This window comes from Sulfuriferula nivalis (assembly GCF_009937995.1).
Lineage (GTDB): Bacteria > Pseudomonadota > Gammaproteobacteria > Burkholderiales > Sulfuriferulaceae > Sulfuriferula > Sulfuriferula nivalis.
The window spans coordinates 2,020,048-2,043,113 of record NZ_AP021881.1; the positions used below are offsets into that span (position 1 = coordinate 2,020,048).

The 23,066-nt window shown below is 46.0% G+C and carries 22 protein-coding genes; 3 read left to right on the forward strand and 19 right to left on the reverse strand.

All coding sequences use genetic code 11. The annotated features are described in order from the left end of the window. Positions 1-91: 91 nt before the first annotated feature. The 18 genes from SFSGTM_RS09995 to flgB form a co-directional block, all read right to left on the reverse strand. Positions 92-1,414 carry a methyl-accepting chemotaxis protein gene (locus SFSGTM_RS09995; protein ID WP_162085031.1) on the reverse strand — a complete coding sequence of 441 codons (1,323 nt, stop codon included), beginning with the start codon at positions 1,412-1,414 and terminating at the stop codon, positions 92-94. Between the two features lie 51 nt (positions 1,415-1,465). After that, positions 1,466-2,428: a chemotaxis protein gene (locus SFSGTM_RS10000; RefSeq protein WP_162085032.1), complete on the reverse strand. Its 963-nt coding sequence runs from the start codon at positions 2,426-2,428 to the stop codon at positions 1,466-1,468. 27 nt (positions 2,429-2,455) lie between these two features. Next, positions 2,456-3,943: a methyl-accepting chemotaxis protein gene (locus tag SFSGTM_RS17270; RefSeq protein WP_174237442.1), complete on the reverse strand. Its 1,488-nt coding sequence runs from the start codon at positions 3,941-3,943 to the stop codon at positions 2,456-2,458. Between the two features lie 146 nt (positions 3,944-4,089). Beyond that, positions 4,090-5,313 (reverse strand): HD-GYP domain-containing protein, encoded by a 1,224-nt coding sequence (locus tag SFSGTM_RS10010; RefSeq protein WP_162085034.1) that lies wholly within the window; start codon positions 5,311-5,313, stop codon positions 4,090-4,092. A gap of 73 nt (positions 5,314-5,386) precedes the next feature. Further along, on the reverse strand, positions 5,387-7,117 hold the full coding sequence (locus SFSGTM_RS17215; protein ID WP_162085035.1) for a methyl-accepting chemotaxis protein: 1,731 nt from the start codon (positions 7,115-7,117) through the stop codon (positions 5,387-5,389). A gap of 45 nt (positions 7,118-7,162) precedes the next feature. Further along, positions 7,163-7,642 (reverse strand): chemotaxis protein CheW, encoded by a 480-nt coding sequence (locus SFSGTM_RS10020; RefSeq protein WP_162085036.1) that lies wholly within the window; start codon positions 7,640-7,642, stop codon positions 7,163-7,165. A gap of 11 nt (positions 7,643-7,653) precedes the next feature. Beyond that, complete coding sequence (cheA, locus tag SFSGTM_RS10025; protein WP_162085037.1) at positions 7,654-9,687, reverse strand: chemotaxis protein CheA; 2,034 nt, start codon at positions 9,685-9,687, stop codon at positions 7,654-7,656. A gap of 204 nt (positions 9,688-9,891) precedes the next feature. After that, positions 9,892-10,827, reverse strand: coding sequence for a flagellar hook-associated protein FlgL (gene flgL, locus SFSGTM_RS10030; protein ID WP_162085038.1), 936 nt, complete (start codon positions 10,825-10,827; stop codon positions 9,892-9,894). A 16-nt stretch (positions 10,828-10,843) separates the two neighbouring features. After that, entirely contained in the window at positions 10,844-12,781 is a 1,938-nt protein-coding gene (flgK, locus tag SFSGTM_RS10035) for a flagellar hook-associated protein FlgK (protein ID WP_162085039.1), read from the reverse strand. An 80-nt stretch (positions 12,782-12,861) separates the two neighbouring features. Then, a complete protein-coding gene (gene flgJ, locus SFSGTM_RS10040; RefSeq protein WP_162085040.1) occupies positions 12,862-13,713 on the reverse strand; it encodes a flagellar assembly peptidoglycan hydrolase FlgJ in 852 nt (283 codons plus the stop codon). A 7-nt stretch (positions 13,714-13,720) separates the two neighbouring features. Then, positions 13,721-14,824: a flagellar basal body P-ring protein FlgI gene (locus SFSGTM_RS10045; protein ID WP_162085041.1), complete on the reverse strand. Its 1,104-nt coding sequence runs from the start codon at positions 14,822-14,824 to the stop codon at positions 13,721-13,723. Between the two features lie 16 nt (positions 14,825-14,840). Next, positions 14,841-15,503, reverse strand: coding sequence for a flagellar basal body L-ring protein FlgH (locus SFSGTM_RS10050; RefSeq protein WP_162085042.1), 663 nt, complete (start codon positions 15,501-15,503; stop codon positions 14,841-14,843). A 19-nt stretch (positions 15,504-15,522) separates the two neighbouring features. Then, positions 15,523-16,305, reverse strand: coding sequence for a flagellar basal-body rod protein FlgG (gene flgG / locus SFSGTM_RS10055; RefSeq protein WP_162085043.1), 783 nt, complete (start codon positions 16,303-16,305; stop codon positions 15,523-15,525). A gap of 108 nt (positions 16,306-16,413) precedes the next feature. After that, complete coding sequence (flgF, locus tag SFSGTM_RS10060) at positions 16,414-17,154, reverse strand: flagellar basal-body rod protein FlgF (RefSeq protein WP_162085044.1); 741 nt, start codon at positions 17,152-17,154, stop codon at positions 16,414-16,416. 26 nt (positions 17,155-17,180) lie between these two features. Further along, positions 17,181-18,401: a flagellar hook protein FlgE gene (flgE, locus tag SFSGTM_RS10065; protein ID WP_162085045.1), complete on the reverse strand. Its 1,221-nt coding sequence runs from the start codon at positions 18,399-18,401 to the stop codon at positions 17,181-17,183. A 15-nt stretch (positions 18,402-18,416) separates the two neighbouring features. Further along, positions 18,417-19,082: a flagellar hook assembly protein FlgD gene (locus SFSGTM_RS10070; protein WP_162085046.1), complete on the reverse strand. Its 666-nt coding sequence runs from the start codon at positions 19,080-19,082 to the stop codon at positions 18,417-18,419. Between the two features lie 14 nt (positions 19,083-19,096). Further along, positions 19,097-19,501 carry a flagellar basal body rod protein FlgC gene (gene flgC, locus SFSGTM_RS10075; RefSeq protein WP_162085047.1) on the reverse strand — a complete coding sequence of 135 codons (405 nt, stop codon included), beginning with the start codon at positions 19,499-19,501 and terminating at the stop codon, positions 19,097-19,099. A gap of 5 nt (positions 19,502-19,506) precedes the next feature. After that, positions 19,507-19,917 carry a flagellar basal body rod protein FlgB gene (flgB, locus tag SFSGTM_RS10080; RefSeq protein ID WP_162085048.1) on the reverse strand — a complete coding sequence of 137 codons (411 nt, stop codon included), beginning with the start codon at positions 19,915-19,917 and terminating at the stop codon, positions 19,507-19,509. A gap of 161 nt (positions 19,918-20,078) precedes the next feature. On the opposite strand from flgB, the gene flgA reads away from it, so the two are divergent. The 3 genes from flgA (at position 20,079) to SFSGTM_RS10095 (ending at position 21,693) form a co-directional block, all read left to right on the forward strand. After that, on the forward strand, positions 20,079-20,759 hold the full coding sequence (flgA, locus tag SFSGTM_RS10085) for a flagellar basal body P-ring formation chaperone FlgA (protein WP_162085049.1): 681 nt from the start codon (positions 20,079-20,081) through the stop codon (positions 20,757-20,759). Positions 20,760-20,896: 137 nt separating this feature from the next. Then, positions 20,897-21,217 carry a flagellar biosynthesis anti-sigma factor FlgM gene (gene flgM, locus SFSGTM_RS10090; protein WP_162085050.1) on the forward strand — a complete coding sequence of 107 codons (321 nt, stop codon included), beginning with the start codon at positions 20,897-20,899 and terminating at the stop codon, positions 21,215-21,217. Between the two features lie 2 nt (positions 21,218-21,219). Next, the gene (locus SFSGTM_RS10095; protein ID WP_162085051.1) at positions 21,220-21,693 is read left to right on the forward strand and encodes a flagella synthesis protein FlgN; all 474 of its coding nucleotides are present in this window, start codon (positions 21,220-21,222) and stop codon (positions 21,691-21,693) included. 14 nt (positions 21,694-21,707) lie between these two features. On the opposite strand, the gene rimO is transcribed toward SFSGTM_RS10095, so the two are convergent. After that, positions 21,708-23,021, reverse strand: coding sequence for a 30S ribosomal protein S12 methylthiotransferase RimO (gene rimO / locus SFSGTM_RS10100; protein WP_162085052.1), 1,314 nt, complete (start codon positions 23,019-23,021; stop codon positions 21,708-21,710). Positions 23,022-23,066: the final 45 nt, after the last annotated feature.

A 23,066-nucleotide genomic window follows, 5' to 3' on the forward strand; every position in this document is an offset into this window, starting at 1 on the left:
TCCTAATATTTCTATAAGACTAATAATCTTGCACTGTAATCAACTATTTTTTGTATGTGCATATTAGAACGACGACCCACTACAACATAGATTAGAACTCCTGCCATTCCTCCCCTACACTATCAATTTCTTCATGCTGTGGCTGACGCGCAACAGGTTCTTCTGTTGAATGATGCTGAGTCCTGCGAACTGGCTCATGCGATGAATAAGTAGTAAGTTTAAATTCACCCACAGTATGCTCAAGTGCCTGTGCCTGATCTTGCAGACTTTGTGCTGCGGCGGCGGCTTGTTCAACCAACGCCGCATTCTGTTGCGTTGTTTCATCCATTTCTGAGATTGAACGATTAATTGTGCTAATACCTGAGTTTTGTTGTGTAGAAGCTGAGTAAATGGAATCAAGTAAATCTGTAAACAACCCGACCACTGTTAAAATCTCTTCCATATTGTCACCGGCTTCTTCAACTAACTGTGTACCGTCTTTAACTTTATGTACAGATTCAGTAATCAATGTTTTGATTTCTTTAGCTGCTGCGGCACTACGCTGCGCAAGGCTGCGAACTTCACCCGCTACCACAGCGAAACCACGCCCCTGCTCACCCGCACGAGCCGCTTCAACTGCTGCGTTCAATGCAAGAATATTGGTTTGAAAAGCGATACCTTCAATAACACTAATGATGTCTACGATTTTACGTGAGCTGGTGCTGATTTCACTCATGGTACTGACAACCTTTGCCATGGTCTCACCACCAGATTCACACATTTCGCGTGTAGTTGCAGCAACTTTTTGTGCATGATGAGCATGTTCGGTAGTTTCTTCTACCATTTTAGTCATTTGCTCAGTTTCAGTAGCGGTGATAGACAAAGAGTTAGCTTGTGACTCGGTACGATTAGATAAATCAGTATTACCAATAGCGATTTCCTGGGCTGCAGATGAAATTGTTTCCGTACCTTGACGAACCTGAGTCACAATATCATTAAGACCAATCTGCATAGTCTGCATGGTTTGCATTAACACACCGATTTCATCAGTAGAAGTTACTGGGATTTCTTGGCTCAGATCACCTGCAGCGATACGCTCAGCCGCAGCGACTGCAGCACTCAGTGGGCGTGTAATAGCGTGTATCAACCACCATGCCAAGGCCGCTGCAAGAGTGATACTGACGGTCATAAGAAACCCGACCAACCACATCACCATATGATAACGTGACTGCCCAAGCTCATATACCGTCTTCACTTCATCAAGTTGCGCTGAAGTTAACACGGCTGTACTTGTTGCATATTTATATATGTCATTACTTGTATCATTTGACATGGATAAAAAATGCACCCCCATGTACCCACCTATCAGAAGGGCCACTGCCAAAAATGTAACGACACTGATAAGCTTAGCTTTAATAGTCAGATTGTTTAACAAAATAGTCTCCTCAGCATTACGTTCAATAACGGAATATACCCCTATCCCGTCCTAATTATATTTAGCCAGTATTTCGCGTATGGTTGCAGCGAGTTCTTCTGCCACGAACTTGGCAACATAACCATCTGCCCCAACATTCTTGACATGGTCTTCGTTGGCAGTGCCTGTTAGTGATGAATGAATCACGACAGGAATATTACGGAAACGTTTGTCTTGCTTAATGTTACGCGTCAGGGTGAAACCATCCATTTCCGGCATTTCCAAGTCGGTCAGCACCAGCGCAACTTTGTCCTGTACCGTATGCCCTTCAGCTTCCGCCTGTTTGGCAATCGCAGCTAGCATATCCCAGGCTTCTTTACCTGATTTGGTCATCACGAAAGGGATGCCCATCGCAGCCAAGCCCTGCTCTATCATAGAGCGCGCAACCACAGAGTCATCCGCAGCAAGTAGTATCTTGCCTGGTTTAAGCTGGATTTGTGGCCCTATGGTCGCAGGATTAACCGCATCTTCATCATCACCGGTGAGTCTGCGTAATATGGTTTCTACGTCCAGCACTTGTACCAGTCGTGAGTTATCTACATCACCATCCAGTCGGGCAATACTGGTGACCATGCCATCTGCACAGTTGGCTTCAGCAGATAAAACCTGACCCCAGTCCAGACGCGCAATGTCTTCAACCGATTCGACTGCAAAGGCTTGTGTAGTACGCGCGAACTCGGTGACAAGCATGATATTCAAGCCGGTTTCAGGGACGCGATTAACGATGGCGGGCAGGTCATAGACGGTTATGACTTGACCACGCAAGTTGATTATCCCCAGCATATGCTGCGGTGCACCAGCTACTGCCGTAATCGCAGGCATGGCTACGATCTCGCGTATCTTGAAAACGTTAATGCCAAATAACTCAGAACGCCCACTGATTGCGTCTTTGCCTAATTGAAACAGCAATAACTCAAATTTGTTGCTACCCGTCAGGTTCGTGCGTTCATCTATTTCTTGCTGGACTGATTTCATTGTGTTCACCTTGCGTTAAATCTCGCTTTAAATACCAGCCGAACGGCGCAGTGCCATGATTGCTGTTGATACATTATTGGATGCTTTTGCATAAGCAGTACCAGAATCCAGTGCCTTGGTTGCTTTTGCATAATCTTCAGCATTAATCATATAAGCGACTTTTCCGGCTTCTTTGTGGAATTGCGCGTGTGCTGATACTACCTTATCAAATTCAGGTAAGCGACCAAATTGTGATTTGCCTTCGCCATATAACCATTTGCCTAAGCCACAGCAATTGTCAGCTGATAAGGTGGCAGCATCTACTTCGGTTTTTTGCAGTATGGCAGTACGCAGTTTGTTTTTCCATTCCCCGTGTGCGGCAATTGCGGTATTAATATCGAATGGCGTCGATGCTGCAGGTAAGTGTTTATGCCCATGATTCTGATGCAGCTGACCTGGGCGTGGGGTGATATTTTTAGGAGATGAACCCAGGCGACTATGTGATGAGGTGCTGGTTAATTGGAACTGGTTGACCAGTTCTTCCAAATGCCCTGCCTGATCCTGCAAGGATTTAGCTGCCGCTGCTGCCTGCTCTACGAGAGCAGCATTCTGCTGGGTAGTTTCATCCATTTGCGTAATCGCATTGTTGACTTCTTCTATGCCCTGACTTTGTTCACGGCTGGCGGCGCTGATCTCACTCATGATGTCGGTAACGCGTTGTACGCTGTTGACGACTTCGTCCATGGTACTACCTGCCTGGGCGGCTTGTTTGTTACCTTGTTCAACTTTATCTACTGAGTCATCAATCAGGGCTTTGATTTCTTTTGCTGCTGCAGCACTACGTTGGGCAAGACTACGAACTTCAGTTGCAACCACGGCAAAGCCACGACCTTGTTCACCTGCACGCGCTGCTTCAACTGCGGCGTTGAGGGCGAGGATGTTGGTCTGGAAGGCGATGCCATCAATGACACCAATGATGTCGGCGATTTTGCGGGCAGATTGATTAATTTCACCCATGGTGTTGACTACGTCAGACACCACTGCACCACCCTTACTGGCCACTTGGGATGCGGTTTCTGCCAGCTGGTTGGCTTGGCGTGCATTGTCTGCATTCTGCTTAACAGTGCTGGTCAGTTCTTCCATTGCTGAAGCGGTTTCTTCCAGTGAGCCTGCCTGCGCTTCTGTGCGGTTCGATAAGTCCAGGTTGCCTGCGGCGATTTCACTAGATGCTGACGAAATCGAAACAACACCACTGCGGACATCAACTATTAGCGCCTGTAAATTGGTACGCATATCCCGTAAAGCATCAAATAAGCGACCTAATCCATCTTTACCATGAAAATCAATAGCAACAGATAAATCACCTTTGGCAATCTGATTAGTCACTGCAATTGCTGCTCGCATAGGCGTAGTGATACTGCGCACAAATACGATACCAATAAGGAATCCAAATATAGCACCTACTAATAGCAATACTATAGTTGCCGTCATTGCATATTCCCAACCAGAAAAGGCAAGTAATGCAATAACTATCATAAACAAATACGCTAACCCAAAGGCTAGTGTTAAGCGTGTCCCAATTCCTATATTATTCACGTCTCAATCCCCCACAACAAACTTCAATCACAATTAACAAAACTATCAACACTTCATAAGTTCAATCTAAAAATCATCACACTCAGCTAACAAATTCCTGTCATTTTTTCCAAATCAAACCCCCACTTTGCAACATCCTCAATATTTTCAATACTATCCTGTGTATGGGACATATCAATCAACTCCATGGGAATACCGGCATTTGAACGCGTAGAAAAAAACACTTTGACTATCGGTTTTAATAAACTTTTTTTGGATTGATCTGCTACCACACCTAAACGACCTGACTTAAGCTTCAGCAGAGTACCCACTGGGTAAATACCAATTGTGCGCACGAAAGCCTGAAATATAGTTTCATCAAAATGACCCTTTTGCCACTCAGCCATTTTGCGAATTGCATCAGCTGGAGCCCAACCCGCTTTATAGCAACGATCCGAAGTTATCGCATCATATACATCGCACACAGCGCCCATTCGCGCTGCTAGTGATAAGGCATCACCAGACAATTTATCTGGATAACCTGCCCCATCCACACGCTCATGATGATGACGACATACATCACGAGCAACCTCATCTGCTGCAGGGCATTGCTGCAAGATTTCCCAACCACGTAATGGATGAGACTTAACCAGCTCAAACTTAGATTCAGACAATTTACCTGGCTTATTCAGCACTACGTCTGGTATGGCAACTTTACCAACATCGTGCAACAAGCCAGCCATGCCCAATGACTTTAATTCATTACCCTCTATTCCCAGATTTTTACCGAGCGCTATCATTAGCGCACAGACAGCAACTGAATGAAGATAGGTGTAATCGTCTTTAGTTTTGAGCCTGACTAAACTTAATAACGCAGTATTGTTACGTGCAACGGACTGATTTATTTCGTCTACTAAATTTTCCATCTCATCCATGGGTAACGCCTTACCCATACGCACTTCTGCAAACATTGCAACAATAGCTTGCTTACCTTGTTCTTTTATTTTTCTGGCTCTATCTAATTCTTGATCTAACGTTAACTTTGCTACCACAACCTGCTCAGATTTAGTTTGTGCTGCCAGCAATACTTCTTCAGTCTGTTTGGCAACATCCGAATCAGAAACCGCACTTGCAATATGCAATGGCACATCCAAACCTTTTGCCGTGTCTATCCATACCTCCTGAATATTGCTTTGTTTCAATGAAACCAAATCATTTTGATCTTCAAGTTTAAACGACTTTTTCCAAAAAGGATGATCCATCCAGCTACCACAGAGCTCATCTACATACATCCCCAGAATGAGATCTCGCACACCAATTCTTTTACGCATAATTAATCTCCCATAAACATTACAGATTAGAAATCACTATGCAATATCACGTCATCTAGTCATCCAATAAAACTTAAAACTCTTCCCAGCCTTCATTGCTGGTTGATTTAGCAACTATCTTCTTACTCACACTCGCTGATGGCTTATTAGCAAGTTTAGTTTGACGTGCTGGAACATGACTATTCTGTACAGTTTTCATAGGTGCACGTTTCGAATTTAAACGACGACCACTGTCTTCAAGCTGAAACTGATTCACTAAGCCTTCCAGATTACCTGCCTGATCCTGCAAAGATTTGGCAGCTGCTGCTGCCTGCTCGACCAATGCAGCATTTTGCTGGGTGGTTTCGTCCATTTGCGTAATCGCATTGTTGACTTCTTCTATGCCCTGGCTCTGTTCACGGCTGGCGGCACTGATCTCACTCATGATGTCGGTAACGCGCTGAACGCTGTTTACAACTTCGTTCATGGTGCTGCCAGCCTGGGCTGCTTGTTTGTTACCTTGTTCAACTTTATCTACTGAGTCATCTATCAGCGCTTTGATTTCTTTTGCCGCTGCAGCACTGCGTTGGGCAAGACTACGAACTTCGGTTGCAACAACGGCAAAGCCACGGCCTTGTTCACCTGCACGCGCTGCTTCAACTGCAGCATTCAGTGCGAGAATGTTGGTCTGGAAGGCGATGCCATCAATTACACCAATAATGTCAGCTATCTTGCGTGCCGAGTCATTGATTTCGCTCATGGTATTAACCACATCAGATACCACTGCACCACCCTTACTGGCCACTTGGGATGCGGTTTCTGCCAGTTGATTGGCCTGACGTGCATTGTCTGCATTCTGTTTAACCGTGCTGGTCAGTTCTTCCATCGCTGATGCGGTTTCTTCCAGTGAACCTGCCTGCGCTTCTGTGCGGTTCGACAGGTCCAGGTTGCCTGCAGCGATTTGTGCCGAGGCTGAAGCGATAGATTCAGTACCAACGCGAACTTCGCCAACAATAGTAGAAAGATTGCTGTTCATATCATTAAGCGCAACCAGCAATTCACCTATTTCGTCATGACGCTTCACTGCGACATCCCTGTCCATACGCAAATCACCCGCAGCAACACGCTGCGCAACTTCAATAGCATGACGCAATGGAACAGAGATACTACGGATTATCTTCCAGCCAATAATCACTGCCAAACTTACTGAAAGAATAATAATGCCCCATAAAATGTAACTCATTTCAGCAACATCACTATTTGTCTTCGATGTGCTATCCAAAGCACGTTTTTGCAAATAATCTGTTATTGCCTTAGAATCATCCTGACCCTTGTTATACAAGGGATTAACTTCGTTTAACAACGTTGTTTCTGCAGCCGCCCATTGGTTCGACTGTATAGATGCCACAACCTGATTAACACCATCCTCAGCAAAACCATGAGTATCACTTACCCAAGTATCCATGAGTCGCTTTTCTTCAGGATCGGTAATTGAGGCTTGATAATTTTTTAAGATTTCGGTCAAACGTTTTTGTGCCACGCTAATTGCATCTAAATGCTTAGAGACTGGATGATCATGCAATTTACTTGTAGCCAACTCAGGATTATGTTGCAATGCCAATAACAATAGACTACGTTGTTCTTCCATACGGTATTTAATACGCACGGCATCAGCTTCATTTGCCTTATCGCTCAAGCTATGTTGCAACACAGCCACTCCACTACTTGCGCTATACATCCCTAGCCCGCCAACCAAAATCAGCAGCAATGTAAATGCTGAAAAAGCGATAATTAAGCGTGCCTTAATTGTAATTTCGTTAAACATTTATTACTCCTAGAAATGAAATTTATATTTTTATTTGTGCGACGATCAATCCACCAGTCCCATTTCATCGCTGGCCATCAGTTTTTCGATATCAATGAGGATGAGCATACGTTCATCCAACGCCCCCAGACCAATCAGATACTCTTCATCCAGAGAACTGGTCATGGCCGGTGCGGGGCGAATCTGATCCGGTGCCAAGGTAGTAACGTCAGATACGCTATCAACCACCATCCCTACAATACGACCATGGAAGTTGAGTATCACCACCACCGTAGTGTCTTCATAGCTGGCATCACCTAACCCAAACTTCAGGCGCATATCCACAATAGGAATGATTAAGCCACGCAGGTTAATTACGCCCTTGATAAAGTTGGGTACATTGGCAATACGAGTTGGCGGTTCATAGCCACGCAGTTCTTGTACCTTGAGGATGTCGATGCCATATTCTTCATCACCCAGGGTAAAAGCGAGGAATTCCTGTGTCACAACGGCTGTCTTGTCTATTTCCAGTGTGTTTTCTTGCATGCTGTCTTCCCTTAACCTAATGAACGCATTAATGCGCCCACATCCAAAATCAACGATACGCCACCGTCGCCCAAGATGGTGGCACCTGAAATACCAGGCACTTTGCGGAAGTTGGATTCCAGATTCTTAACCACGACTTGCTGTTGCCCGACCAGACCGTCTACCAGCAGCGCAGCCTTCTTGCCGTCAACTAGCAGGATGACGACGATGCCGTCTTCTGGTGAGTTGCAATGGGTATCAATGGAGAACTGTTCGTGCAGGTAGATCAGTGGCAGGTATTCTTCACGTACCTTGATCAGTCGTCCCTGTCCTGCAACTTCTTTCAATGCCACTGTTTCAGGCTGCAAGGATTCAATGACGTAGGCCAGTGGCACGATGTAGACTTCTTCACCAACCTTGACGGACATGCCGTCAAGAATGGCGAGGGTGAGTGGCAGGGAGATGCGCATGGTGGAGCCATTGCCACGCGTAGAACGGATGTCTACTGTGCCGCCCATGGCGGCGATGTTGCGTTTGACAACGTCCATGCCCACTCCGCGTCCGGAGACGTCGGTAACCACTTCGGCGGTGGAGAAGCCCGGGGCGAAGATGAGTTGCCAGACTTCGTCGTCAGGCATGTTGTCAGAAACGGGAATGCCTTGTTGTTCTGCTTTTTTCAGGATACGTTCACGGTTCAGCCCTGCGCCGTCATCACGAACTTCGATGACGATGTTGCCGCCTTGATGCGATGCAGCCAGAGTCAGTTTACCGGTTTCCGATTTGCCTGCTTCACGACGCACTTCCGGGGTTTCAATACCATGATCGACACTGTTACGTACGAGGTGGTTGAGCGGGTCGACGATGCGTTCTATGAGGCCTTTGTCGAGTTCGGTAGCTGCGCCCTGAGTGATGAAGTCTATCTTCTTACCCAGCTTGGCAGCCAGGTCACGCACCATGCGCGGGAAGCGGGAGAAGACGTAGTCCATCGGCATCATGCGGATGGACATGACGGATTCCTGCAGATCACGGGTGTTGCGGGCAAGCTGGTTAACGCTGTTGAGCAGGTTCTCATAAACCATGGGGTCAAGTACAGCGATGCGCTGGTCTATCATGGCCTGGGTGATAACGAGTTCGCCAACGAGGTTGATGAGCTGGTCGACTTTTTCTATGCTGACACGGATGGAGCTGGATTCGGCATTGCTGTTGGTGGCAGCTTTGTCTGACTCTCGACGCTGAGGGATAGGTGCAGCGTCTGCTGCGTGAGCAGCAACGGGCGTTGCAGCTTCTATCATGGGCTCGATTTCAACTTTGATTTCATCATCACCATCTGCGCTAGCGGGTGTTTCGTCAACAACCGCTGCGGCTGCAGGAGCTGCGCTGGCTTCGGTGATTTTGAGGGTGTCGATGTCGACCACGAATGAACAGACGGCGAAGATGTCGTCGGCACTGTTTTCGGTGACGAGGGTGAACTGGCTGCCACCATCACCGAGTGTGGCGTGTGTGACTTCACCCATGAGCGCAAGCTCGGTGGTGAGGGTGTCGATGTCGCGCTGCGAGGTGGCGGGCAGGTTGACGTGGTATCGGTGCATGCCTTCGGCCAGTGGTAGCTCTAATGTCAGATCAACAACAGGCGCTGCAACCGGTGCAGCCACAGCCGGCGCACTGGCAACGGCATTGCCGAGCTCGGACAGGCGGTTGAGGCGGTCGCTGACAGTTTTGACCTGGTCATGATCAATAGCCGCGCCGTGGCGGTGGCCTTCTATGAGCATGGTAAGTACGTCTTTAGCCGCCAGAAACGCGTCTACGTGTTCGGCAGTCAGGGTGATTTCGTTTTTGCGGATACGATCAAGCAAGGATTCCAGCACGTGAGTCATTTCTGTCATGTCGGTAAAACCGAATGTCGATGCGCCACCTTTGATCGAGTGCGCCGTGCGAAATACTGCGTTGAGGTCTTCTGTGTCCGGTGCGGATACGTCTATGTTGAGTAATAAGCGTTCTTTTTCTGCTAACAGCTCTGCTGCTTCATCAAAAAATACTTCATAGAATTGACTCATGTCTACTGTCATTATTTCCCCCTTCTGGCGTTCCTTAACACAGCTTTCCTACGCTGCTTTGAAAAGCTAGTATAGCCTTATATTTAGAGACTTTGGAGGAATTTTTTATAGCGAGGAATGTGCGAATATTTGCATATTCTGATGTTTCATAAACATTCGAACTATATGGATGCGCAAAGCTGCGCATCCATATAGTTCGAACAAAATGCAGAACGTTTAATTAATGTAATTAAACAAAGATAAGCTAGCGATTTTTACAAAAGATTGTTGAGCAGCTTGCAAAGTGGTTTGCTGCTGAGTCAAGCTCGTCACCGCTTTCGCGTAATCTAAATCTTGCAAATTAGATAAAGTTTGGCTGTACTGCACATCCCTATCAGAACCAGAAGTATCCAACGAAGACAATTCGTTAATTTTCGAGCCGGTTGATGCACGCGCCGTCAACACATTATCCAACGTTGCAGCTATATTGGTATTTGCAGTTTGTATACCCACAGTTAAGTCACTAACCGTATTAGGTGGCGTAATAGTCGTTACTGCACTGGGGTTGTCCAATAAATTTGCAAAATTGTTCAATGTTTTAAAAATATCTTGTGCATTGGTCTGAAAAATCGCCTGACCTGATTCACTAACACCAATTTGTGTTGAGTTGTCGACTTGTAATTGACGTTGCCCCTGGTCACCCACATAAGTGACAGTGCCAGGAGGTTGCTCAACAAAAGGCGCAGTAGTCGTATGGTAACCAGAAAATAAATAATGACCACTACCATCAGTTGCATTCGCCATTCCGACCAAATTAGTAAGCTGTGCACGTATATTCGTCGCCATAGCCGCGCGATTAGCATCGCTCATGTTAGGATCACCAGCACTCAACACCGTTGTCTTTAGGCTTTGCAGCATATCCGTAACACTAGATAGCGCTCCATCAACACTGGTCAGCGAGTCTTTAGCGTATTGTCGATTCACTGCAAATTGCGCATTAACCGCTTGTGACTGAGTCACCGTTAGCGCCTGTGCCGCCGCAATGGCATTATCAGAAGGTTTCAAAAAGCTCTTACCCGTTGCTATTTGCTGTTGTGTCGCATTCACAGCACTTTGCAAATTACTGATTTGAGTACCACTTAACTCATAAAGAATACTAGTACTTATACGCATGACACACCCCCTAAATTTATCCGCCGATGGTCAATAATGTGGAAAACAGCTGGCTTGCAATTTGCATAACCTTGCCTGCTGCTTGATATGCCTGTTGATACTGAAGTAGGTTGCTGGCCTCTTCATCTAAATTGACACCTGACAATGACTGTTGAGCCTGCGTCAAATTCGATAACGTCTGTGTTTCAGCATCGTTAGTTACTTTCAGTTCATTTGTTTTATTGCCAATAGTCGCAACTAATTGTGCAAAAACGTCCTGATAATTAGCCGTCCCACCAACCATCGTGTTGGTTGTTTGCAAAGCCCCTAGCAATACGGCATTTCGATTATCTCCAACGCCACCGGTATTAGGACCCACAGTAAATGTGTCAGCATTAGCGGGTGCGCCACTAATCATCATACTGATACCACCAAAACTGATCGTCGCACCTGCGGTGTAAGGCACGGGAGCACCTGCCGCATAAGTAGTGCTGGTTCCATTATTTGTCACCGTCACAGCTTGAGTAGCAGGGAATCCAGTTAACTGACCAGCAGCATAAGTCAAAGTTACTGGAGATGCCAATGGAGAGCCAAGATAACTCGCATCAATACTGCCCGCACTTATTTGGCCTGAGCCGGTATTAGAAGTGGGAGCTGCCGTTACGATAGGTGCAGCTGCTGCAAGCAATGATGGGTCGGTAATTTTAACCGCGAATGCCGAAGCACCATTTGCAGTTGGTCTTACCAGGAAATTATCACCGGTTGCAGGTACACCGGCAGTGTTGAAATCTACACCATCTACGGTTTGTGGGTTGGTAGTCAGTGGCGTCACTACACCATCAGACAACCTCGTTACTTGATAGCCCGTTCCATTGTAGTTGACAGAATAATCACTGGTTGTAAGCGCTGACACATTACTAATAGTTGCAGTTACCGTAGCCGTCCCTGTATTGCCATTATTCGCGGCTACAGAGGGTGTACCTACAGCAAAAAAATCCGTCCCTGGATTACCATTTAAATCTTGGCCTAAACGATGTTGAGCATTAAACGTAGTTGCTAACCCAATTGCTATCCTACCTAATGCATTCTCCGCAGGATCCAATGTCTGGCTACGAAAATCCAACAACCCACCCAAAGCACCACCTGAAAGGGCTGAACTACTCAGTATTGAGGTCGCACCATTAGCGTTATAAGCCACCATGGTCTGAGTAGGATCAGTTGGTGAAATTGCTGTGGTTAATTTAGATGTAGTTGAACCAACAACGAGCGCTTGGCCATTGCCAATAAACACATTGTATTGACCATCCTGCTGCTTCACGACAGAAGCCTTAATTTGCTTACTCAAGTCCAAAACCAGCTGATCCCGTTGATCCATTAAATCATTCGGTGGCTGACCAGCAGAAGTCGCTCCTTGCGCCAAAACAATGGACTGATTGAGCTGCGCTATCTGCGTTGCAAGCGAGTTGATCGTTCCAACACTGGTAGTAATCTGTGTATTAACTCCTTGGTTAATCTGATCAAGTTGCGAACTCATACTCTGGAAACTTGATGCCAGCGTACTCGCTGTTGAAATTGCAGTTTGACGAGCGGCAACAGAAGTTGGATTAGATGAAACGCCTTGTATACCATTAAAAAAGCTCTGCAGCGCTGGCGACAATCCTGAAGTGGAGTCCGACAGCATATTATCAATTTGAGATATTTGCGTGTAATAACTATCCAGCCCGCTTTGAGTTGTTTGCGATGCTCTGACTTGCGCAGCCTGAAAATCAGAGTAGATACGCTGAATATTACTAATATCAACACCACTGCCCACATAGCCATAGCCAAAATTTTGCGCAATAGCTGCACCCTGTATAACCACTTGCCGGCTATAACCCGGCGTCGCCGCATTAGCGATATTATGCCCAGTTACGCTGATACCTACCTGAGCCGCAGCTAAAGCACTTTGCCCTATACTTAATATATTAGTAGCCATGATAGTTTACTCTTAGACGTTACTTAGATTAGCGACATAGATATCTATAACTTTAACTTTTATCACAACAAGCACCGCTATCAAGCTAACGAAGAATTGATAATCTGTGTCAATTTATCTGCATAATGTGGATCGGTCGCATATCCAGCGCGCTGCAAACCTTGCGCGAAGCCCACAGCATCCTGACCACTGGCAATAACTTGTTGATATCTTGGATTGCTTTTTAACAAATGCGCATAATCACGGAACGAATCAGCATAACTGTCATATGCCCTGAATTTTTCCACACGGCGCTGTGCAACACCATCGACATATTCCGTTGTTACCGCATCTACGGTTTTACCCTGCCAGCCTGCTGTAGCTTTAATGCCAAACAGATTATGGCTAGTCGTTCCATCCGCATTATTAATTTCTTTGCGTCCCCAGCCACTCTCCAAGGCAGCTTGTCCCAGCATGAATTTTGCGGGTATGCCTGTGGTTTTACTAGCTTCCTCAGCATGCGCCTGCAACCGACTCTGAAATATTTGCGATTGACTGGACTGCCCTGCATTTGATTTGGGTATCACATCAGTCGGTGGCGTTGCTTGCAACGGTGTTTGTACTGTTGCGCCTGATGGCATGACAGGCGGTGTAAAATTGGATAACTGCCGCACTAGCACATCAGCCAAACCAATACCCTTCGTTGCCAAATTCTGACTTAATTGCTGATCCAGCATTGATGTATACAGTCGGCTCTGATCATTATCAGTCATCCCATCCTGCGGTGTTGCTTCACGCATGCTTTTTAACATCATATTCATGAACACCGCTTCAAACTGCTTGGCAACGGCTTTAATTGCATCAGGCGAATTATCTTTTGCTGCGCGTTTTAGTGCCGCCAATCCTTGCGGATCAACGGAAAACTTATCTGTCATATCGGCCGCATTAATCATCGCAACCTCAAATTATCTCAAGATCCGCATGCAAAGCACCTGCCGATTTCATCGCTTGCAATATAGCCAGCAAATCTTGCGGTGTAGTACCCATGGCATTTAACGCCTTAACCACATCCGCTAACTGGGCACCACCTTTTAGCATCATAACCTGACCTGGTTCACTTTTAATTTCAATATCTGGAGCTTGGGTGACGACTGTTTTACCTTTGGATAGTGGGGCTGGCTGGCTTACCTCTGGATTACTCTTAATAACAACTGAAAGATTACCATGCGACACCGCGCAAGGATCTAGCATGACAGCCTGACTCATCACCACAGAGCCTGTCCGCGCATTCATAACCACCTTGGCCACACCAGGAGCAGGCGTCACATTAAGCGCCTCTAATGCACCAATAAATGCAACGCGTTGATTGCTCCCCAGCGGGGTACGCACTTGAATGACTCGGCTATCCAATGCTGCCGCAGTATCTGTACCAAAGCGCTGATTAATTGCGTTAACAAGCAAACTTGCTGTCGCAAAATCGGCCTGTTTTAATTCCAAACTAATCACATTATCCTGCCCAAGCGAGTTCAATACTGCCCGCTCTACGGTTGCGCCATTAGGAATCAAACCCACATCCAAATGATTTACCTGTGCCTTTGCCCCCCCTACTGCAGCACCGGCCCCACTCACCAGTACATTACCCTGCGCCATTGCGTACACTTGCCCGTCTGCACCCTTTAACGGCGTCATTAACAGAGTACCACCACGTAAACTTTTAGCATTACCCATAGATGAAACGGTGATATCAACTGTCTGTCCCGGTTGTGCAAACGCAGGCAAGGACGACGTCACCATGACCGCAGCCACGTTTTTTAATTGCAAAGTGGTACCCGTAGGCAAATTTACGCCCATACCACGCAACATGCTTTCCACGCTTTGCACAGTAAAAGGGGTTTGCGTCGTTTGATCACCACTGCCGTCTAAACCCACAACCAAACCATAACCTAGCAATTGGTTTTGTCGTACACCGCCTATATTAGCCAGATCCTTAACCGAAACTGCCTGAGCTATACCTGATATCAAAGCCAGACACGCAATCAGCAGCCGAGATTTCCAATTTTTCATATTCAATCCCTCCCGCTTAAAAAGGCAGCACACTCAAGAAGAACCTCGACATAGCCGCCATAACGGCCGCTGCATCAATTCGACTATTTGTGCGATATTCTATGCGCGCATCAGCAACCTGTGTAGAAGACACTACGTTACCAGCCTGTATTGCATCGGGACTAACCACACCTGAGAAACGTATATATTCAACACCTTTATCCAAAGAAATCTGCTTTTCCCCACTCACTACCAAGTTACCGTTAGATTGAACATCGACAACCGTTACTGTAATAGTGCTAGTGAAATTATTAGTTGAAGATAAAGCGTCTGAATCGGCATCTTTACCCGATGTCGTTGCGCTTACACCCAAGCCTTGCAATGTTTTGAATGGCAATCCCACGATACTCGGAATGGTCGCACTCATACTCCCAGACTTGCTACCCGAACTTGACGCTGCTTTACCCGCACTGGTTTTCTCTGCGATAGCAATTGTTATCACATCCCCAATCAAACGTGCTCTTCTGTCTTCAAACAAGGGACGGTAATTATTTGCCTGATAAATGGAACCATTATTTGCGCTCGTCGATACAGGCGCAATTGGCTTAGCTGTTAGTGGCTCTTTCACTATGGTACCTGGCACAGTGCCGCATCCGGCCAGCACAGTAAGCATCATCCCAAGTAGTAACCAAGTTTTCATGATTATTCTCAAAGCACTATTACATCTGTGTAAGTTTTTGCAACATTTGGTCAGAAGTCGTAATAGCCTTACTGTTAATCTCGTAAGCACGTTGTGTCGCTATCATATTGACCAGTTCTTCTGCCACGTTGACGTTAGATGTTTCTACATATCCTTGATTCAAGGCACCCGCACCATTCGTTCCAGGCGTATTGGTATTTGGACTACCTGAAGCACCTGTTTCCACGTAAAGATTTTCACCTTTACTTTCCAAACCAGCATTATTAATAAAGGTAGCTAATTGCAAAGATCCAACCTGCACTGCTGCCGTAACTCCTGGTTGAGTGACTGAAACTGTACCATCAGTGCCTATGGTCAAACTTTGCGCATTTGCAGGGATCGTAATCGCTGGCTGGATAACGTAACCACTTGAGGTTACCAGCTGACCCTGATTATCTACCTGCATGGAACCATCACGCGTATATGCCGTAGTGCCATCTGGCAACAATACCTGAAAGAATCCTGATCCTTGTATTGCTACGTCCTTGTCATTTCCTGTTTGCTGTAAATTACCTTGGGTAAAAATACGCTCAGTTGCCACAGGACGTACCCCTGTACCTACCTGCAGGCCAGAAGGGTATTGAGTTTGCTGTGAAGATTGCGCACCTGGCTGACGCAGAGTTTGATACAACAAATCTTCGAATACGGCACGTGAACGCTTGAAACCATTGGTACTGACGTTAGCCAGGTTATTCGCGATCACATCCATTTGCGTTTGTTGCGCATCCAGACCAGTTCTAGCAATCCATAATGAACGTATCATCTCGTTCTCCTACAGGAATTAAAAGGGTCGCCCATATCTAACATCATATCTAAGTCAGGGTTTACTCACATTGAGCGACTTGTATAGTTAATTATGTATCTATCTGTGCTAAGTTAAAGTGAGGATCTGACTGGCTTTACTGGAGTTATTCTCAGCATTGGTCAGTAATTTCATTTGCATTTCAAATTGCCGTCCCAAACTAATCATGTCCACCATCGCCGATACCACACTGACATTACTGCCTTCTACAGAACCATCCACTACACTGACATTGGCATCCGCATCAAATGGCTTACCATCCTTACTACGAAACAAACCATCATCACCGCGCACCATATCTGTCTCAGCAGGGTTCACCAATTTAATTCGCCCCAGCACATTCACCGAAGTCGCCGCACCCGCTTTGGGTATGGTTGAAACCGTACCGTCCTTGGAAATAGTAATGGTTTCATCAGGTGGGATAGTGATAGGCCCAGACTCTCCCATCACATTCATACCCTTCTCGGTTTGCAACAATCCATTTTCATTAATCTTCAAACTGCCGTCACGAGTGTAGCCTTCTGTGCCATTGCCCACATCAACTGCGATCCACCCCTTACCTTGCACTGCTACATCCAGATCACGCCCAGTTTGCTGTATGGGGCCAGGAGTAAAGTCTGTCCCCACGGTTGAGTCCACCACAAAAGTGCGTGTCGGCAAGCCACTACTTAATATTGGAACTGCGCGAAACGAGTCCAATTGGGCACGAAAACCATTAGTCATAGCATTAGCCAAGTTATTCGAAACCGTGCTTTGCTGCTCTATGACATGCTTTGCACCTGTCATCGCGGTATAAATCAGCCTATCCATGACTTGCCCCCCTTATCGCAGTATCATCAACGCAAATTCACCAACGTTTGCATCACCTGATCTTCAGTTTTGATGGTTTGTGCATTCGCCTGATAATTTCGTTGCGCTGTAATCATGTTGACCAATTCTGCTGTCAAATCCACGTTGGAGTCTTCGGTAGCTGAAGATTGCAACACGCCTAACGGGCCTGAGCCTGGCGAACCCACCAATGGAGTTCCAGAAGCCGCCGTTTCTGCCCAAGTATTATTTCCCAATGGTTGCAAACCGTTAGGATCAGCAAAATTAGCCAACACCACTTGCCCCAAAGTGGCAGATTGACCGTTGGTATAACGCCCCGTTATTACGCCATCACTACCAGTATTGAAACCAGTTAACTTTCCCGAGGTATAACCATCTTGGGTCAGTGCGTTCACACTAAATGTGGAACCAAATTGTGTTGTGCCGGTGTAATCCACACTCACCGACAAAGGCGTTGCTGCGCCAGTAGTTACTGGAACTGCAACACTGAATGGTGATCCGCTTGACAATGCACCAGCGCTGTCAAATGCAAGCGTCCCCTGCACAGTAGGCGCACCTATTGCTGTTCCGTCAGCTGATGCATACACATCCCAAGTATTAGATGCCGTTTTAACGTAGAAAGTCTGCAATATATGAGAGTTACCTAAACTGTCATACACTGAAACCGAAGTGGCCTGATTATAAGTGGTTGGATCTGCAATATTGAAAGGTGTGGTTGTTGGAACGGCCTCGCCAGAATTCAAGTTTAGTACAGCCCCCACTTTGGAAGTAATTTTAGGTGGAAGATCTGCAGTACTTATAGATATATCAGTGGGCGCACCTGTAGACAACACCCCACTTGAATTTGCTGTATAACCCGTCACATGCAAACCATCTGAATTGGTTATAAAACCATTCTTATCCAATTGAAATTGGCCATTCCGCGAATAACTGATAGTGCCGTTATTACTGAGACGGAAAAAACCACCTCCATTAATCGCAATATCCAGTGGATTATTAGACGAAGTGATATTTCCTTGAGTAAATTGCTGGGCGACATTCGTAACCTTAGTTCCTATCCCTACCTGCAATGACGAACCTGCACCAGTCAAGGAGCTGGCGTAAACGTCGGCAAATTGCGCCTGAGATTGTTTAAAACCTACCGTGCTTGAGTTAGCCACGTTGTTACCGATAACTTCTAAATCTTTAGAAGCCGCATTTAATCCACTCAGTCCTTGTTGGAATCCCATTTTAAGCTCCTTTGATTATAGAATTTGAAGTACATCTGACATATTGACCTCACCTAACCCCGGCACAGTCAACTTAATCCCTTGCGCATTGCTGGCAACACTTGCCACCTGTCCATATGACAAAGTCTGTGCATTCAAAGCCTGAGAACCTTGCAACGCAGTTACTCTGAAGCTATAGGCACCATCCGCCGCCTTCGCACCACTATCCGTCGTGCCATCCCACTGCAAAGGTATCAGCCCCGCCTGCTGCGCACCGAGATCAAAACTATGAACTGGTTGCCCATTAGCATCTAACACAGTGACATTGACACTGCTGGCATTGCTTGGCAGATCGACACCAAATAAGGCACTGCCATTACTCAAACTCATACTGGAACCGTTTACCATTACGCCATGACCGATCATGCTGGCAGCTTGCAACGTTTGTGAGGATTGAAAGCTACTTATCATCGATTGCAAAGTTGTATTCACTTGTTGAATACCTGAGACCGTTGACAACTGCGCTAATTGGCTAGTCATCTGTGAATTATCCATAGGATTTAATGGATCCTGATTCTGCATTTGCGTCACTAGCAACTTCATAAACTGATCTTGCGCTGCCGTAGCCGCACTTGTCGTAGTGGTTTGGCTAGGATTCATTGCGGCCAATAAACTAGAAGAAACGGTATTAGTTGTACTCATGGTGAACTCCTAAATTACTGACCGATAGTCAGAGTTTTTTGTAACATGGATTTAGCCGCATTCATGGTATCCACATTGGTTTGATAAGAACGCGAGGCTGAAATCATGTTAACCATTTCTTCCACTACGTTTACATTAGGCATAGTGACGTAGCCTTTTTCATCAGCCAGCGGACTTTTAGGGTCATACATCATTCGCGGTGGCGATTTATCTTCAACCACTTGCGTCACTCTAACGCCAGTCGCCTCAGCGCCATTCACAGGCACAGCGGAAAAAACCACCTGCTTGGCTTTATAAACTTGTCCGGTTGAACTGGTTGCACTATCGGCATTTGCCAAATTACTTGCCACCACGTTGAGACGCTGAGATTGCGCACTCATGGCTGATCCTGCAACATTAAAAACGCTAAATAATGACATGATGATTACCCCTGCTGTAACGCTGCTAACATATCTTTTATTTGACCAGTCACAATAGTCAAACTCGCTTCATAGCGCAGCGCATTATCGGTAAACTGATTGCGCTCCACATCCATATCCACCGTGTTACCATCCACACTACCCTGACGAATAGCGCGATATTGCAATGGTACTCCGCCGATAGTTTGGCTACTGCCAGCTGAAAAATGCGCAGAATTAGTTGCGCTTAACTCGGATGCGCCAGAATTGGCAGGCGCTAATGCATGTTGCATAGCCTGCGCAAAATCAAAATCACGCGCCTTATAGTTAGGCGTATCAGCATTGGCAATGTTAGAAGCCAATACTTGCTGACGCTGTTCTCTCAGCCTTAATGCAACTTCGTGAAATTGCATATTGTTGTCAAATTTACCTATCATGTTGTTCTCCATAGTCACGATGGCACATATATATTGATTTAATGATAGCGCTTCCATCAAAATGCAAAGGTATAAATAAGCCCCTATTACAGGTGCTATTCTTCGCTTTAGGAAAAACGTATCAACTTATGATAGAGTCAGAAAAAGGGAGCACGCTGCTAATGAGGTTACTGATAATTCTACTTTTACTCCCAACACTGAGCTGGGCAGAGCCTGCACGGCAGGACAGCAATAGTATTTTGAACACGGTTACTCAGTTTTTACAGACGCAGTCAGTGGGACTGCCTGGCAAAGTCAAAATCACTCTTGGAAAAATTGACGACAGGCTCAATCTTGCTCCGTGTAGCAATCTGGAAGCATTCATGCCATATGGCAGCCGTATCTGGGGCAAGACCACTGTCGGCGTTCGTTGTAGCGTCCCAAGCACTTGGACGCTGTTTGTCCAGGCTGATGTTCGTGTCACAGGAAATTATGTAATCAGTGCTGCGCCATTAGCACGCGGACAGATGCTAAGTGATGAACAACTCAGCATAGCCGTTGGTGATTTGACTAAACTACCCAATGGGGTCATCACCAGCAAAGATCAGGCCACTGGTAAAATCATGACCATTTCCATACCTGCTGGGACACCTTTACGGTCTGATGCAGTGCAAACCCTGGCAGCGATTAAACAGGGACAGAATGTACGTATCATTACAACTGGAAATGGATTTGAAGTAAGTACAGAGGGGCACGCATTGAACAATGCAAACGCTGGACAACCTGTACAAATAAGATTAATTAATGGACAAGTAATAACTGGCATAGCTAAACCAGATGGCAGTGCAGAAATATCAAATTAAGGTATTTTCTGACATCAAAAAGGTTCGTTATTATTTTATTTATTTATTTTGCTAAATTCAGTTAAAGTTTATTGAGAACCTGCCGACAATCCATATGTAGTTCAGAGTATCTGAACCTTGATTGAAAGAAGATTATCATGAAAATTACTGACTCCATTAAAAACATAACCAGCCTGCCGGTGGGTAATACAACCACGAACAGTGCTAAGGGCAACGAGCAAGCTGCTGCGGTATCGACGGCTAACAGCAACACTGGCGCCAAAGTAACCTTGTCGCCGCTGTCGTCTCAACTTCAGGCGTTACAGGTGCAAATTGCAGGCACCAGCGCGTTTGATACTAAAAAAGTTGAGTCTATCAAAACAGCTATTGCAAATGGTCAGTTTCAAGTTGACTCCAGTAAAATCGCGAATGAGTTAATTACTTCTGTGAGAGACTTGTTGCAATCTAGAAATGGGTAGATATGAGCACTATAGGCACTAAATTATTAGCGAATTTAAACCACGAACAACAAGCTATCGATCAACTTGTTGAATTGATAAAGCATGAACAAGAAACGCTGGTTGCCGCGAACATTGAAGCCATAGACTCCATTACTAAACAAAAAGCCAACCTGATTGCTAAGCTGGCTGATCAAGCAAACAAACGCCATCTTATTTTAGCTGCAGCAAACTACCAAGCCGACGATACAGGCATGCAAACATGGATAGAGCAAAACAATGCACGTGAAGTAAATGAAGCATGGCAGGCATTGATACAACAAGTTAAAACTGCAAAACTGCTCAATCAAACCAACAGCCTGCTTGTAAATACACATCTAGCCCGCACCCAAAACGCACTTAACATATTACACGGCAGCAACAAATCTGGTAGCGTCTACGGTCCAAATGGACAAACCAGCAGTTCAACTAAAGCACGCCCTATCGTTAGCGGATAGGACGCTGATTCAAGCTAAACGACCTCGCCCCACAGATCGTGCTCACCACTATCAGTAATTTCCACAGTTACAAATTCACCCACAGCCAAATCCGCACCATCTTCAATCACCACCACGCCATCGATCTCGGGTGCATCAGCATAACTGCGCCCTATTGCACCTTCTTCACTAATCTCATCAATTAACACCGTCATGGTTTGACCAATTCGTGCCGCCAGACGATCCGCGCTGATGTCAGCCTGGCGCTCCATTAAGCGTGCACGACGCTCTTCCTTAACCTCATCAGACACATGGTCTGGCAAAGCATTAGCAGTTGCACCATCCACAGCAGAATAAGTAAAACAACCAACCCTGTCCAATTCAGCTTCATCGATAAAATTCATTAACTGTTGAAAATCTTCTTCAGTCTCACCAGGAAAACCAGTGATGAATGTGCTGCGTATCACCAGCTCCGGGCAGATTTCCCGCCATGCACGTATACGTGCCAAGGTGTTTTCAGCAGCAGCAGGTCGCTTCATCGCTTTTAAAATACGTGGACTGGCATGCTGAAACGGAATATCCAGATAAGGTAAGATTTTGCCTTCGGCCATCAATGGGATAATTTCATCCACATGCGGGTAAGGGTAGACATAATGCAAACGCACCCATACATCAAGCTCGGACAACGCTGCCGCCAATTCTGTCATACGCGTACGTATAGGGCGACCCTGCCAAAAACCTGTTCGGTATTTCACATCCACACCATATGCACTAGTGTCTTGCGAAATCACCAACAGTTCTTTTACACCCGCTTCAGCCAAACGCTCTGCCTCCTGCATCACGTCACCAATAGGACGGCTCACCAAATCGCCACGCATAGACGGGATAATGCAGAAAGTACAACGGTGATTACAGCCTTCAGATATTTTCAAATAGGCATAATGATCAGGTGTAAGTCTAATTCCTTGTGGCGGCACGAGATCCAGATAAGGATCATGAGGTTTGGGCAAATGTGCATGTACTGCCGCCATCACCGCTTCAGTTGCATGCGGACCCGTTACCGCCAACACACTAGGGTGCGCGGCAGTTACCACATCAGCTTTCGCGCCTAGACACCCAGTGACGATTACCTTACCGTTTTCTGCCAACGCCTCACCTATCGCATCTAACGATTCTTCGACAGCGGCATCAATAAACCCACAAGTATTAACCACGACCAGATCTGCATCATGATAATTTGGTGAAATCAAATAGCCTTCTGCACGTAATTCAGTCAGAATACGTTCTGAATCAGACGACGCTTTAGGGCAACCTAGCGATACAAAACCAACTTTGGGTATAGCATTCATTTAATTCCACTTTCTCATGTATATTATATTTTTTGCGTTTGCTTA

What these genes read in the sequence shown, in the direction of transcription:
- SFSGTM_RS10000 (WP_162085032.1), bottom strand. Translation starts at nt 2,428, where the DNA reads ATGAAATCAGTCCAGCAAGAAATAGATGAACGCACGAACCTGACGGGT.
- SFSGTM_RS17270 (WP_174237442.1), bottom strand. Translation starts at nt 3,943, where the DNA reads ATGATAGTTATTGCATTACTTGCCTTTTCTGGTTGGGAATATGCAATG.
- SFSGTM_RS10010 (WP_162085034.1), bottom strand. Translation starts at nt 5,313, where the DNA reads ATGCGTAAAAGAATTGGTGTGCGAGATCTCATTCTGGGGATGTATGTA.
- SFSGTM_RS17215 (WP_162085035.1), bottom strand. Translation starts at nt 7,117, where the DNA reads ATGTTTAACGAAATTACAATTAAGGCACGCTTAATTATCGCTTTTTCA.
- SFSGTM_RS10020 (WP_162085036.1), bottom strand. Translation starts at nt 7,642, where the DNA reads ATGCAAGAAAACACACTGGAAATAGACAAGACAGCCGTTGTGACACAG.
- cheA (WP_162085037.1), bottom strand. Translation starts at nt 9,687, where the DNA reads ATGACAGTAGACATGAGTCAATTCTATGAAGTATTTTTTGATGAAGCA.
- flgL (WP_162085038.1), bottom strand. Translation starts at nt 10,827, where the DNA reads ATGCGTATAAGTACTAGTATTCTTTATGAGTTAAGTGGTACTCAAATC.
- flgK (WP_162085039.1), bottom strand. Translation starts at nt 12,781, where the DNA reads ATGGCTACTAATATATTAAGTATAGGGCAAAGTGCTTTAGCTGCGGCT.
- flgJ (WP_162085040.1), bottom strand. Translation starts at nt 13,713, where the DNA reads ATGATTAATGCGGCCGATATGACAGATAAGTTTTCCGTTGATCCGCAA.
- SFSGTM_RS10045 (WP_162085041.1), bottom strand. Translation starts at nt 14,824, where the DNA reads ATGAAAAATTGGAAATCTCGGCTGCTGATTGCGTGTCTGGCTTTGATA.
- SFSGTM_RS10050 (WP_162085042.1), bottom strand. Translation starts at nt 15,503, where the DNA reads ATGAAAACTTGGTTACTACTTGGGATGATGCTTACTGTGCTGGCCGGA.
- flgG (WP_162085043.1), bottom strand. Translation starts at nt 16,305, where the DNA reads ATGATACGTTCATTATGGATTGCTAGAACTGGTCTGGATGCGCAACAA.
- flgF (WP_162085044.1), bottom strand. Translation starts at nt 17,154, where the DNA reads ATGGATAGGCTGATTTATACCGCGATGACAGGTGCAAAGCATGTCATA.
- flgE (WP_162085045.1), bottom strand. Translation starts at nt 18,401, where the DNA reads ATGGGATTCCAACAAGGACTGAGTGGATTAAATGCGGCTTCTAAAGAT.
- SFSGTM_RS10070 (WP_162085046.1), bottom strand. Translation starts at nt 19,082, where the DNA reads ATGAGTACAACTAATACCGTTTCTTCTAGTTTATTGGCCGCAATGAAT.
- flgC (WP_162085047.1), bottom strand. Translation starts at nt 19,501, where the DNA reads ATGTCATTATTTAGCGTTTTTAATGTTGCAGGATCAGCCATGAGTGCG.
- flgB (WP_162085048.1), bottom strand. Translation starts at nt 19,917, where the DNA reads ATGATAGGTAAATTTGACAACAATATGCAATTTCACGAAGTTGCATTA.
- flgA (WP_162085049.1), top strand. Translation starts at nt 20,079, where the DNA reads ATGAGGTTACTGATAATTCTACTTTTACTCCCAACACTGAGCTGGGCA.
- flgM (WP_162085050.1), top strand. Translation starts at nt 20,897, where the DNA reads ATGAAAATTACTGACTCCATTAAAAACATAACCAGCCTGCCGGTGGGT.
- SFSGTM_RS10095 (WP_162085051.1), top strand. Translation starts at nt 21,220, where the DNA reads ATGAGCACTATAGGCACTAAATTATTAGCGAATTTAAACCACGAACAA.
- rimO (WP_162085052.1), bottom strand. Translation starts at nt 23,021, where the DNA reads ATGAATGCTATACCCAAAGTTGGTTTTGTATCGCTAGGTTGCCCTAAA.